This is a genomic window from Flavobacterium sp. ZB4R12, assembly GCF_048276375.1.
Classification (GTDB): domain Bacteria; phylum Bacteroidota; class Bacteroidia; order Flavobacteriales; family Flavobacteriaceae; genus Flavobacterium; species Flavobacterium gawalongense.
Map to the genome: position 1 here is coordinate 1 of NZ_JBLNKS010000020.1, position 13,173 is coordinate 13,173.

The window sequence follows — 13,173 nt, forward strand, 5'->3', positions numbered from 1 at the left end:
TTGATACTGTATGTCCATTTGTTCTTTGAAAATCCATATTTCAAATGTACATTTTTAGAAGCTAAAAGCGAAATGCACTAAAGTGCATAGTTTTAACTACTTTTGGGACCAATAAAATGTAATTTCCAGCTCTCCGAAGTCTCCTTAATTCAAAAAAATAAAGTTAAAGTTAAAATGGTATATAAGTATTATGATTCGAGTTTATTTAGACAGAGTATATTGAATATTGAATATTGAATATTGAAAAAGGAGTTTAGTGGGTAGTTGGTGTAGTAGTGATATGTGCCGAGCCGATGGCTCTTTGTGATGCTGGAGTTCCGTTGTGTCAACTGGACTAAAGTCCAGCCTTACAAAATGGGTCGAGCCGATGGCTCTGAGACGTATGTAAAAGTTCCATAGGAACGGCACATATTGTAGCAACGGATTTTAATCCGTTGGTGTTAAAAACAAAACGGATAAAAAGTTCCGTAGGAACGGCACATCTTGTATCAACGGATTTAATCCATTGATGTAAATAAAAACGAATAAAGATTCATCTAAAATATAAAAAATGGCAAATACCTATCATCAAGTTTACATTCAAGCAGTTTTTGCAGTAAAGTACCGAGAAGCCGTAATTAGTAAGGAATGGAAATCAATCCTAATGGGCGTAATTGGTAATTTGATTAATGAAACCGGATGCAAAACCATTATTGTTAATGGTGTTGAAGATCACGTGCATTGTTTCTTGGGATTGAAACCAGTAGTTTCTATTTCAGAATTAATGAAAACCGTTAAGGCAAAATCATCCAAATATATCAATGACCATCAACTGACTGACAAAATCAAGATTTGAATGGCAGGAAGGTTATGGTGTTTTTTCTTATAGCCATTCCCAAGTTGATACTGTTTATAAATATATTGCCAATCAGGAAGAGCATCATAAGAAACAGGCCTTCAAAGAGGAATATTTGGCGTTTTTAGATAAGTTTGAAGTGCCGTTTGATGAAAGGTATATTTTTGAGGATCTGATATGACCCGAGCCGACCAGACCACAAAATGTTCCGCTCTCCTGCTCACCGCTCCCCGAAGTGTTCGTCGCTTTGTGCTCTGCGAAGTCTCCCGACTTCGCCACACACGCTGAGCAAGTAATACAAATCTACAATCAAAGTCATTGCAAAGAACGAAGTAAACTCACTATCAGAATAAACCATGACACGGATATACCAACACAACGAGATGCTTAAAGGTCTTCTCGGAAAAAGTCGGGAGACTTTTATTACTCTTACGTTTTTCAAGAACATTTAAAAAAATGCAAAGTCGGGAGACTTTGCAGAGCCTTGGGTGATTATATTTTGCAAAACTGGTTGCGGAATAGAAGTACTATTGAATTCATCGGTCTTTGGGAGCGTTTTAATAATCCCCTTTTTAATTCCATCGAATTCGATGGAATTAAAAACATGTCGGGTTCAAATAGTTTTTCACTTACTCCAAAAAGATGGATAGAGGCCACTAAAGCCATAGGTATTGTGTCTAAAACTGGAAGATACGGCGGTACCTTTGCACATAAAGACATCGCCTTTGAATTTGCCAGTTGGCTGAGTGCCGAATTTAAGTTTTATCCGCTCTCCGAAGTCTCACTACTTCTAAATAGTTCTTAAAAATCCAATAAGATATACCTAAAAACTATTTAAAACCTAAAAAACACATTACCCCTATTTTATACTCTTTATAAAAATCCCTATTTTTGCAGTCTAATTTTTTAGTCATGCCAAACAAGAAATACAAAATAGCGGTCATTCAATTGAATCTTAACGATATTGCCGAAAACAACTTGAAAAAATGCTTGAGTTGGGTTCGTGATGCCGCCAACCTTGGTGCCGAAGTCATTTCGTTGCCGGAATTATACAGCAGTCATTATTTTTGTCAAAGCGAAGATGTAGATAATTTTGCTTTGGCAGAACCATTATACAGCACTTCGTTTATTGCTTTTAGCGCTTTGGCAAAAGAATTGGGAGTCGTTATTATTGTTCCTTTCTTCGAAAAAAGAATGGCGGGCATTTACCATAACAGCGCTTATATTATTGATACGGATGGATCGGAAGCGGGATTGTATCGCAAAATGCACATTCCGGATGATCCCCATTTTTATGAAAAATTCTATTTCACGCCTGGTGATTTGGGTTTCAAAACTATTCCGACTCAAAAAGGAAAAATTGGAACGCTTATTTGTTGGGATCAATGGTATCCTGAAGCAGCTCGCTTGACGGCTTTAAAAGGTGCTGAAGTCTTATTTTACCCAACAGCAATTGGTTGGCATCCACAAGAAAAAGAGCAATATGGTGAAAATCAACATGGTGCCTGGATGAGTGTAATGAAAGGACATGCGGTTGCAAATGGCGTTTATGTTGCAGCAGCAAACAGAATTGGATTAGAGCAATACTTACCTGATACAGCGGGAATTCAGTTTTGGGGTTCTTCGTTTATTGCGGGACCACAAGGCGAAATTTTGGCACAAGCCTCACACGACAAAGAAGAGATTTTAATTGCTGAAGTAGACTTGGATTTACAAGAAAATGTACGTCAGAACTGGCCATTCTTCAGAGATAGAAGAATAGATGCTTTTGGTGATATAACAAAAAGAGCAATCGACTAATTATGACTACAAATAATAGAAGATTTCCTGCCGAATGGGAAAAACAACAAGGCATTTTGCTTTGTTTTCCGCACAATGGCAAGGATTGGCCAGGAAAATACGAAGCCGTACAATGGGCTTTTGTCGAATTCATAAAAAAAGTGGCTACTTTCGAGCAAGTATTTTTAGTGGTTGCCGATGAAAACCTGAAAAGAAAAGTATCCGAAATGTTGGAAACAGCTCATGTTGATCTATCAAATATTTCTTATATCATTCATAAAACCAATAGAAGTTGGATGCGTGATTCGGGTCCAATAATCGTTAAAAACGGAAACGAAAGAGAAGCATTAAACTTTAATTTTAATGGTTGGGCAAAGTATAAAAACATTCAATTAGACAAATTTGTTCCTGCTAAAGTGGGAGAATTTCTAAATATTCCTGTTACCCAAGTTGTATACAACGGAAAACCGGTTATTGTTGAAGGCGGAGCTATTGATACGAATGGAAGAGGTACTTTGTTGACTTCGGAAGAATGCTTAATACATCCTGATATTCAGGTTCGGAATCCAAATTTCACTAAAGCAGATTACGAAGCGATTTTCAAGGAATATCTTGGAATTACCAATGTAATTTGGTTAGGCGACGGAATTGAAGGCGATGATACTCACGGACATATTGATGATTTATGCCGATTTGTAAACGAAGATACTATTGTGACTATTGTAGAACCAAATCCTAAAGACAATAACTACAAACCGTTGCAGGACAATTTAAAACGTTTGCAAAATGCCAAATTAGAAAATGGTAAATCACCTGTAATTGTGGTTTTACCAATGCCTAAACGTTTGGAATTTGATGGATTGAGATTGCCAGCCAGTTATGCTAATTTCCTGATTTTGAACAATTGTGTTTTGGTTCCTACTTTTAATGACAGTAATGACAGAATCGCTTTAAACATACTTTCAGAATGTTTTCCTGATAGAGAAATCATCGGAATTAGCGCTACCGATTTCATTTGGGGTTTTGGAACGTTACATTGTCTGAGCCAACAAATCCCAGAATAAAAAATCAAGCTTTTGCTGTTGCATAAAAAAACACCAACATTATGTTGGTGTTTTTTTATCTTAAAATTGTTAATTACTCTTTAGTAAAAGGTATTTTCTGCCTATCACTCAAAATCATGTCTAATCCTGTTTTACTTTCATTAAATTGAAATGTAATTCCTGCTTGTTTAGACTCGAAAGTATCTTTTGCAATACGTTCAACAGTAAACTTTGGATAATCAGTCATTGCAACATTTAGAACATTGTTCTTTTCTGAAAACACAATTTTTATTGGAACATTTTTATTAGAATAGGTTCCTAAATATTCATCTAAGATAATGTCAACATCAATCATACCTACCGATGATGTCCAAATATTGTTGTTTTCGTTACTATCAGGAAATACGTGATCTGGATCTATTGTAATGCTTTCAATTTCCTCGGTAGAATTGTGCTTGAATGACCAGTCAATGTTTCTTTGCCAAATTTCAACCGGTAATTTAACTCGGGTTACCATTCCGCTTTTAGTTTTTATATCTAAAATAACCGGCATGGCCATTTTTTCTAAGTTATCAATTGAAATTATAACTCCTTGTTTTGGATCATTTTTTATATATTTAATCGAGTTGATTCCTTGGTCTAAACGCCAATTGTTTTGAAACCAGCCTCTCCAAAACCAACTTAAATCTTCTCCCGCAACGTTTTCAATTGTCCTGAAGAAATCATCTGGTGTCGGATGTTTGTATGCCCAACGTTCTACATAAGTACGTAAAGCCAAATCAAAACGTTCCGGCCCTAAAATCTGTTCACGCAAAATCACCAACCCTGCACTAGGTTTAGAATAACATAAAAGACCTATGTTGGCTTCTTTCATATTATCGGGTGAACTCATTATTGTTTCATTCTTTGGATTGGTATAATAATCCGCATATAAATGTAAATCCGAAGGTTTTGGTTTGTATTCGCCATTATTAAAATCTACAGCACTTAGCGAATTGATAAAAGTATTGAACCCTTCGTCCATCCAGGCAAACAAACGCTCGTTTGAACCGACAATCATAGGAAACCAAATGTGTCCAAACTCGTGATCCGTAACGCCCCATAAATCTTCCCCTTTCGATTCCCAACTACAAAAAACGATTCCCGGATATTCCATTCCACCTTCATTACCTGCCACATTTGTAGCTGCTGGATAAGGATATTCCATCCATCTTTTAGAATAATTTTCTATGGAAGCTTTAGTATATTCTGTTGAACGTCCCCAAGCATCATTTCCTGCACTTTCTACCGGATAAACGGAGATAGCCAATGATTTTTTTCCACTTGGCAAATTGATTTTTGCGGCGTCCAAAATAAATGCAGCCGAAGACGACCAGGAAACATCACGAGCATTTTTGATTTTATAATTCCATGTTTTAGTCGTTTTAGAAATTGTTTTTGACAAATTTCCAACTTCCTCAGCAGTACGAATAAAAACTGTTTTATCACTTAGTTTCGCTTGAACCAACCGCTTTTGCTCTTCGGTTGTATAAACTGCCGTAGGGTTTAGCAATTCACCGGAACAAACTACAATATGATTGGATGGCGCTGTAATATTCACTTCAAAATCGCCATATTCCAAATAAAATTCCGAAGCTCCTAAATATGGATTTACGTTCCAGCCTCTTACATCATCATACACACACATGCGAGGATACCATTGGGCTATAGTAAAAATTTTACCGTTTTTAGTCTCCAAAACACCCATACGATCCGAACCTTCAAAAGGAGCAATAAATGAAAAGTCTATTTTGATTTTCACGGTTCCACCTTTGGCATTCAATCCTTTCGGAAGGAAAACCTGAATACGAGTATCACTAATAAGGTACTTAGCCTCCGTTTCTGTTGATTTACCTTTGTTTATTGAAATCACTTTCACCGATTTTATTTTATGCCCACCGTCAAAAATTTGACCTTGCGCCCCATTTCGGCTTCCTGTAATAGGAACAACTGCATTTCCACGGGAATCTGACTTAAATAAATTTTGGTCCAAGTTCATCCAAACAAAAGCCATTTTATCAGGACTATTGTTAGTATAAGTGATGATCCCAGTTCCTGTAATTTCGTTGTTTTTTTCATCCAATTTCGCCGATAATTTATAATCGGCTCTGTTTTGCCAATATTCAGCTCCCGGCTGACCACTTGCTGAACGGGTACTTGTTCCGTTTTTGGTATAAAAAAACGGAGCAAAAGCATCATGGTAATCATACTTTGAAACTTCGTTAATCGTTGCATTTGAAGGAGTTTGTTGCGCCCAAATAGACGTAATTCCCAATAATAAAGTCAAATGTAGAATGACTCTGAAGCGAATGTTTTTCATTTTTTTGTTGTTTATATCACAAATAAATGAAAAAAAAGAGAATTTTAAACTATTTCGAAAGAATTGATTGAATTTAAAAAAAAATAAAATTAGACGTAATCCCAATTATTATTAAAAATTATAAAATATATTTACCATTTAAAATCAATTTTAAATTAACTGAAAAACCATTTTGACAACTACGATTAAAAACTCGAATCTAAACGCGGAAATTAAGCACTTAGGAGCTGAATTAGTTTCCTTAAAAACTAATTTGAACAAAGAATATATTTGGGAGGGAAATCCTGATTTTTGGGGCAAACACTCTCCCATTTTATTTCCAATTGTTGGAACTTTAAAAAACAATTCCTTTCATTACGGTAGAATCGAATATCATTTATCCCGTCATGGTTTTGCCAGAGATATGGAGTTTGAATTAGTTGATAAAAAGGAAAATAGCGCTACTTTTTCGATACAATCTTCTGAAGAAACGCTAAAAATGTATCCATTTGCATTTGAATTGCAAATCATTTATACATTGGAAGAAAATAATTTAGGTATTGAATATAAAGTTATCAATAACGGAAAATCACCGATGCCTTTTTCTATTGGAGCACATCCCGCTTTTGCTTTGCCGGGGAAATTCGAAAATTATTCCATTGCATTCGAAAAAGACGAAACTTTGGAATATTATCTTTTGGAAAATGATTTGATTTCAAATAAAACAAAAAAATTAGAAGCTCAAAACAAACGAATTCCATTGACTTACGAATTATTCAAAAATGACGCCTTAATTTTCAAAACATTAGAATCCAATTCATTGACAATTTTGGAAAATGAAAATCCGATTTTAAGAGTACATTTCGAAGATTTTCCAAGTTTAGGAATTTGGACAAAAATGAATGCGCCCTTTCTTTGCATCGAACCTTGGTTCGGTTATTCGGATACTAACGAAAATTTTGGAAATCTATTTGAAAAAGAAGGCATTCAAATTCTGCAAGAAAAAGACACTTTCAAATCGAAATTCAGCATCGAAATCCTTTAATTTGTACAAAAAAATCAATAAAATATGTTAACCATAAATTTTAATCCTTTTCCAAATCTGGAAACCGAGCGTCTATTATTAAGACGTGTTGATGAGAATGATGTAAACGAAATTTTCGCTTTACGTTCTAACCAGGAAACCATGAAATATATTCCCAGACCTTTAGTAAAAACTACTGAAGATGCCTTAGAACACATTGCTATGATTGATACTAAAATCGAAAATAACGAAGGAATCAATTGGGGAATTACGCTTAAAGATAATCCAAAACTCATTGGCCTTATTGGTCATTACCGAATAAAACCGGAACATTTTCGTGCAGAGATTGGTTATATGTTACTTCCTGAATTTAATGGAAAAGGCATCATTTCTGAAGCTGTAAAAGAAGCTGTTAATTATGGTTTTAAAGTAATGAAACTTCATTCTATTGAAGCAATAATTGCCCCTGAGAATCATGGGTCTGAGAAAGTTTTAGAAAAAAATGGTTTTGTAAAAGAAGCCCATTTAAAAGAAAATGAATTTTTTGAAGGTCGCTTTTTGGATACTGTTATTTATTCCATTTTGAATAAATACTAATCTTTAAACAATGAATATTTTCTAATTTTTTAAAATCACAAAAATTTCTTAAAAAATAAAACAGGAAATTTCTTAAATCAAATGTTTCTATATTTGTCGCCAAAACTAATTTCTTTAATGAAATAGAAGCTGGTTAAATTACTTTTATGAAACAAATACTTATATTTTTTATCCTTTTCTTTTCGATTCATTCACAAAGTCAAACCTATGTAAAAGTAAATGCATTAACTACTCCTTTCACTATTCCCAATGTGGGTATTGAAACCAGTATTGGAAAAAAATCTTCTTTTCAATTTGATATTTTAGTCTCACCTTGGAAATCTATAAATGGTAAACCAAGACAGTTTTACACTTTTATACCTGAATATCGCTATCATTTTCGTGAAAAATATAATGGCTTTTATGTTGGAGCACATATTGGAGCCAGTATATTTAATTTCCAAAAATGGAATTATTTAAATACAGATAAGTATGAAAAGGGATTTGGATATCTTATGGGAGCAACTATTGGATATCAAGCTAAAATAAATGATAAGTTTGTGTTAGATTGCTTTTTAGGTGGTGGCTCTAGTCAAGGTTTCTATAAAGGATATTATATTGGTACTAACGAACGTTATGAAACTGCTAAAAAATATAACAAAAGCGGGGAATGGATCCCATACAGAGGGGGCGTAATGGTTTCTTACAAATTAAATTAAACCTATTTCAGTAATTTAGGCAATGATTTTATGTACAAGTCTTCTACTTGTTTTCTAGCCCAATCAGTTTTTCGTAAAAAAGTCAGACTGGATTTTATGGTTGGATTATCCGTAAAACATTTAACTTTTATGAGTTCTCCCAAAGTATCAAATCCATAATATTCGACTAATTGTTCAACAATTTTTTGAAGTGTTATTCCGTGTAAAGGGTCTTTTGATTTCGAATTTTCCATTTTGCAAATTTAAGTATTTATATAAAAACAATTGGTGTTTCGTAGATTTGTTTCTACCTTTGTATTCCTATGCTGAAAACAATAAATATCTACAATAAAAGAGCCAAATTCGACTATGAAATAATCGAGACATTTACTGCTGGAATTGTTTTGGCAGGAACTGAAATTAAATCCATTCGATTAGGAAAAGCTAATATTACAGAGAGTTTTTGTGAATTTAGTAACAACGAACTTTTTGCCATCAATACTTACATTGAAGAATACGCTTTTGGAAATCAATTCAACCACAAAGCCAGAAGCGAACGTAAATTACTTTTGAATAAAAAAGAATTGAAAGGATTGATCAAAAGCGTTCAGGCCAAAGGACTAACCATTATTCCTTTGAAATTGTTTACCAATGAAAAAGGAATGGCCAAACTACAAATTGGTCTTTGCAAAGGAAAAAAAACCTATGACAAACGCGAATCCCTTAAAGAACAAGACACCAAACGTGATCTTGACAGAATAAAAAAATCATTTTAAATTATATTTTAAGTCTAAAATTATATTTTTTTATCAAAACAAAATGACTAAATTTGTCAAGACAATTTAAAACATTTTTTATGAAATGAAAACACTACTCAAAAATGCAAGAGAACATAAAGGACTCAAAACTAGAGAAGTGGCTCAACTTTTAGGAATTGATCAAGCATTGATTAGTAAATTTGAAAGTGGCAACAGAAAACCCACCAGAGATCAAGTTTTAAAACTTGCGGCTTTACTTGAAATAGATATAGAAACTATAATGGTAGCTTGGCTTAAAGAAAAAATTCTTTATGAAATAGGTCAAGATGAATTTGCATTAAAAGCATTACTGGTTGCAGAGGAAGAAATAAGATATCAAAGTAAATCTTCTAAGAAAAAGCTATCGACAACATTGCAAAAAATTTTAGACGAAATAGATTCCTTGAAGACAAAATTGGATTCTTTTAGAGCGTTTGATAGTTATCGAATTACTCAGGCATTAGAATTAGAATATACTTATGAAAGTAACCGTATCGAAGGAAACACCATGACGCTTCGGGAAACTGATTTGGTTATCAATGAAGGTTTGACTATTTCGGGCAAAAGTATGCGGGAACATCTTGAAATAATTAATCATCAGGAAGCGATTGCTTATATCAAAGATTTAATGCAAAAAAACACTTCCATAAATGAACGTGAAGTCCTTTCTATTCACAATCTTATTTTAAGAGGTATTCATCCGGAAGATGCGGGTCGCTATAGAAAAGTACAAGTGATGATACAAGGAAGTAGCCATATGCCACCACAACCTTTTCTGGTTGCCAAAGAAATGGAAGATTTTTTCATTTGGTTCGAAACCAATAAAAACAGTCTTCATCCTATAGTTTTGGCTGCCGAAGTACACGAACGTTTAGTCGCCATTCATCCATTTATCGATGGAAACGGCAGAACGTCACGCTTGGTTATGAATTTGGTTTTATTGCAACATGGCTACATCATCGCTAATATAAAAGGCGATTATGACAGTAGAATACAATACTACCAAGCACTAGAAACAGCTCAAACCAAAAATAACAAAGAAGACTTTTTACTGTTTATTGCTCAAATGGAAAAAGAAAGCCTAGAACGTTACCTAAGTATTATTGGTCAATAAAAAACCCGCTAAATACCTACCGTCTGGACACAATTTAAAATAGGACACAGATAATACAGATTAAAAAGATTTACACAGATTTTATGATATTATAAAAAAGAGAGCTATGAATTTCATTAATTTTCACGAATTAATTCGAGTAAATTAGTGAAATTCGGGGCTAAAATTTCGTTTGAATATTTATGTCCAGACGGTAGGCTAAATGCAGGTTTCTATTTTAATTTTTATCTTCTAATAATGGGACGAATCGGAATTCACCAAACTCATGTTTCTCAAATTGTGTTTCGTTTTTTCTTATTAGTAAAGTCATAATTTGGACATCTTCTCCTAACGGAATAACCAACCTTCCTCCTATTTTTAACTGTGCCATCAAAGGCTGAGGAATAAATGGAGCTCCTGCAGTTACAATAATACTATCAAAAGGCGCGTAACTTGGCAATCCTTTGTATCCATCTCCAAAAGAAAGATGTTTGGGACGAATACCTAATTTTGGAAATAAAACAGAAGTTTTCTTAAACAATTCGTTTTGTCTTTCTACGCTAAAAACTTTTGCTCCCATGGTATACAAAACAGCCGTTTGATACCCTGAACCTGTTCCGATTTCCAAAATTTTATGTTCTTTTTTCACTTCTAATAATTGGGATTGAAAAGCTACTGTATACGGTTGAGAAATGGTTTGGCCTGCTCCAATGGGAAATGCTTTATCTTGATAGGCATAATCTTCAAAACTGGAATTTAAAAATAGGTGTCTTGGGATTTTTTTTATCGCATCCAAAACACTTTTATCAGTAATGCCTTTTTGTTCTAGAACGCTTACTAATTGATTCCGAAGTCCTTGATGTTTGGCTGTGTCTTTCAAAATTTGATATTTTATTTTGGTAAAAATAGAAAACAATTTCTAATTTCAAATATTGAAAATTGAATTTAAAATACATTAAATAATTGTTCATTATCAATAAAAAATTAATCAATTTATTGCTATTTTTGTACAAATTACATAATTATGCTGAAAATTGGAGTATTAGGTGCCGGTCATCTAGGAAAAATACATTTGCGTTTATTACAACAATCAGAAAAATATGAATTGGTTGGTTTTTATGATGAAAATTTCGAAAATGGAGCCAAAATAGCTGCTGAATTTGGCTACAAACAATTTGATACTATAGCCAAATTAATTCACGCTGTTGACGTTATAGACATCGTTACTCCTACGCTTTCTCATTACAAATGTGCCAAAGTTTCCATCAAATCGGGAAAACACGTTTTTATTGAAAAACCCATTTCTACAACTGTTGAAGAAGCTGAAGAAATAATCGCTTTAGCCAAAGAATACAATGTCAAAGGACAGGTAGGTCATGTAGAGCGCTTCAATCCTGCATTTATTGCAACCAAAAACATGATCGAGAATCCGATGTTTATTGAATCGCACCGTTTGGCGGAATTCAATCCTCGTGGTACGGATGTTCCCGTAGTTCTTGATTTGATGATTCATGATATTGATGCTATTTTGAGCGTTGTAAAATCCAAAGTGAAAAACATTAGTGCCAGTGGTGTTTCGGTTATAAGTGAAACTCCGGATATTGCTAATGCCCGAATTGAATTCGAAAATGGTTGTGTTGCTAATTTAACTGCGAGCAGAATTTCGATGAAGAACATGCGTAAATCCCGTTTCTTCCAAAAAGATGCCTACATATCAGTTGATTTCCTTGAAAAGAAATGTGAAGTGGTAAAGATGAAAGATGCTCCGGAAGTTCCTGGTGATTTTGATATCATTTTACAAAATGCGGAAGGTGTAAAAAAACAAATCTATTTTTCAAATCCTGATGTGGAACAAAACAACGCTATTCTTGACGAATTAGAATCATTTGCTGATGCAATCAACAATGACACTATTCCTGTTGTAACATTAGAGCAAGCAACAGAAGCTCTAAGAGTAGCTTACCAAATTATTGATTGTTTTAAAAAATAAATAAAATTAGTTTAAAGTTCAAGATTTAAAGTTTCTCTAAGGTAACTTTAAATCTTGAACTTTAAACTTTAAACCAAAATATAAATGAAAACAATAGCTGTAATCGGAGCAGGAACAATGGGTAACGGAATTGCCCATACTTTTGCCCAAAGTGGTTTTACCGTAAAATTAATTGATGTTTCAGAGCAATCTTTGGATAAAGGAATGGCAACAATTGCTGCCAATTTAGACCGAATGCTCACAAAAGGAACCATCACACAAGAAGATGTTGTAAAAACAATTACTAATATAATTACTTACACAGATATCAAAGATGGCGTTGTAGGCGTTGATTTAGTGATTGAAGCAGCTACGGAAAATGTTGAATTAAAACTGAATATTTTCAAGCAATTAAACGAAGCTTGTTCTCACAATACGATTTTGGCAACCAATACTTCTTCCATTTCCATCACACAAATTGGAGCCGTTGTAGCACATCCGGAGCGCGTTATTGGGATGCACTTTATGAATCCGGTGCCTATTATGAAATTAGTAGAAATCATTCGTGGTTACAATACAAGTGATGAAGTAACTAAAATCATTATGGATTTATCCGAAAAACTAGGAAAAACGCCTGTTGAAGTAAACGACTATCCTGGTTTTGTTGCCAATAGAATTTTGATGCCAATGATTAATGAAGCTATCGAAACGCTATACAACAAAGTAGCTGGTGTTTATGAAATTGACACCGTTATGAAACTAGGAATGGGACACCCTATGGGACCTTTACAACTAGCCGATTTTATTGGATTGGATGTCTGTTTAGCTATTTTAAATGTAATGTACGAGGGATTCAAAAACCCAAAATATGCCCCTTGCCCACTATTGGTAAACATGGTTCGTGCCGGAAAAATGGGAGTGAAAACCGGAGAAGGTTTCTACGATTATTCTGAAAGCAAAAAAGCGGAGAAGATTGCTAAACAATTTATATAGTCTAAATGTTTAAAAGTCGAAAGTCTTA

General features: G+C 33.9%; 13 protein-coding genes and 1 pseudogene. 11 read left to right on the forward strand and 3 right to left on the reverse strand.

The window, feature by feature from the left end:
- Positions 1–550 precede the first annotated feature (550 nt).
- From tnpA to ACNO7W_RS14270, 4 genes and pseudogenes are all read left to right on the forward strand, one after another.
- Positions 551–835 carry an IS200/IS605 family transposase gene (gene tnpA, locus ACNO7W_RS14255; protein WP_417938636.1) on the forward strand — a complete coding sequence of 95 codons (285 nt, stop codon included), beginning with the start codon at positions 551–553 and terminating at the stop codon, positions 833–835.
- Between the two features lie 481 nt (positions 836–1,316).
- Positions 1,317–1,640, forward strand: a pseudogene (locus tag ACNO7W_RS14260) (KilA-N domain-containing protein); the annotation flags it as partial.
- A gap of 107 nt (positions 1,641–1,747) precedes the next feature.
- On the forward strand, positions 1,748–2,635 hold the full coding sequence (locus ACNO7W_RS14265) for a carbon-nitrogen hydrolase (RefSeq protein WP_314897596.1): 888 nt from the start codon (positions 1,748–1,750) through the stop codon (positions 2,633–2,635).
- A 2-nt stretch (positions 2,636–2,637) separates the two neighbouring features.
- Positions 2,638–3,678 carry an agmatine deiminase family protein gene (locus ACNO7W_RS14270; RefSeq protein WP_417938637.1) on the forward strand — a complete coding sequence of 347 codons (1,041 nt, stop codon included), beginning with the start codon at positions 2,638–2,640 and terminating at the stop codon, positions 3,676–3,678.
- A 73-nt stretch (positions 3,679–3,751) separates the two neighbouring features.
- On the opposite strand, the gene ACNO7W_RS14275 is transcribed toward ACNO7W_RS14270, so the two are convergent.
- On the reverse strand, positions 3,752–6,016 hold the full coding sequence (locus ACNO7W_RS14275) for a M1 family metallopeptidase (RefSeq protein ID WP_417938638.1): 2,265 nt from the start codon (positions 6,014–6,016) through the stop codon (positions 3,752–3,754).
- Between the two features lie 172 nt (positions 6,017–6,188).
- Between ACNO7W_RS14275 and ACNO7W_RS14280 the strand changes: the two genes are divergently transcribed.
- The 3 genes from ACNO7W_RS14280 to ACNO7W_RS14290 all read left to right on the forward strand — a co-directional run bounded on the left by ACNO7W_RS14280 (position 6,189) and on the right by ACNO7W_RS14290 (position 8,314).
- On the forward strand, positions 6,189–7,040 hold the full coding sequence (locus ACNO7W_RS14280) for an aldose 1-epimerase family protein (protein WP_143386511.1): 852 nt from the start codon (positions 6,189–6,191) through the stop codon (positions 7,038–7,040).
- Positions 7,041–7,064: 24 nt separating this feature from the next.
- Complete coding sequence (locus ACNO7W_RS14285) at positions 7,065–7,616, forward strand: GNAT family N-acetyltransferase (RefSeq protein ID WP_143386512.1); 552 nt, start codon at positions 7,065–7,067, stop codon at positions 7,614–7,616.
- Positions 7,617–7,762: 146 nt separating this feature from the next.
- Positions 7,763–8,314, forward strand: coding sequence for a DUF3575 domain-containing protein (locus ACNO7W_RS14290; RefSeq protein WP_417938639.1), 552 nt, complete (start codon positions 7,763–7,765; stop codon positions 8,312–8,314).
- A 2-nt stretch (positions 8,315–8,316) separates the two neighbouring features.
- Here the strand turns inward: ACNO7W_RS14290 and ACNO7W_RS14295 are convergent, their stop codons facing one another.
- A complete protein-coding gene (locus ACNO7W_RS14295) occupies positions 8,317–8,547 on the reverse strand; it encodes a VF530 family DNA-binding protein (protein WP_143386514.1) in 231 nt (76 codons plus the stop codon).
- 69 nt (positions 8,548–8,616) lie between these two features.
- Here ACNO7W_RS14295 and smpB point away from each other — a divergent pair, with 69 nt between their 5' ends.
- Positions 8,617–9,069 carry an SsrA-binding protein SmpB gene (gene smpB, locus ACNO7W_RS14300; RefSeq protein ID WP_143386515.1) on the forward strand — a complete coding sequence of 151 codons (453 nt, stop codon included), beginning with the start codon at positions 8,617–8,619 and terminating at the stop codon, positions 9,067–9,069.
- Positions 9,070–9,154: 85 nt separating this feature from the next.
- Complete coding sequence (locus tag ACNO7W_RS14305) at positions 9,155–10,204, forward strand: Fic family protein (RefSeq protein WP_417938640.1); 1,050 nt, start codon at positions 9,155–9,157, stop codon at positions 10,202–10,204.
- A 217-nt stretch (positions 10,205–10,421) separates the two neighbouring features.
- On the opposite strand, the gene ACNO7W_RS14310 is transcribed toward ACNO7W_RS14305, so the two are convergent.
- The gene (locus tag ACNO7W_RS14310) at positions 10,422–11,063 is read right to left on the reverse strand and encodes a protein-L-isoaspartate(D-aspartate) O-methyltransferase (RefSeq protein WP_143386517.1); all 642 of its coding nucleotides are present in this window, start codon (positions 11,061–11,063) and stop codon (positions 10,422–10,424) included.
- A 144-nt stretch (positions 11,064–11,207) separates the two neighbouring features.
- On the opposite strand from ACNO7W_RS14310, the gene ACNO7W_RS14315 reads away from it, so the two are divergent.
- Complete coding sequence (locus ACNO7W_RS14315; RefSeq protein ID WP_143386518.1) at positions 11,208–12,173, forward strand: Gfo/Idh/MocA family protein; 966 nt, start codon at positions 11,208–11,210, stop codon at positions 12,171–12,173.
- Positions 12,174–12,257: 84 nt separating this feature from the next.
- Positions 12,258–13,145 (forward strand): 3-hydroxyacyl-CoA dehydrogenase family protein, encoded by an 888-nt coding sequence (locus ACNO7W_RS14320; RefSeq protein ID WP_417938641.1) that lies wholly within the window; start codon positions 12,258–12,260, stop codon positions 13,143–13,145.
- The last annotated feature ends 28 nt before the right edge of the window (positions 13,146–13,173 follow it).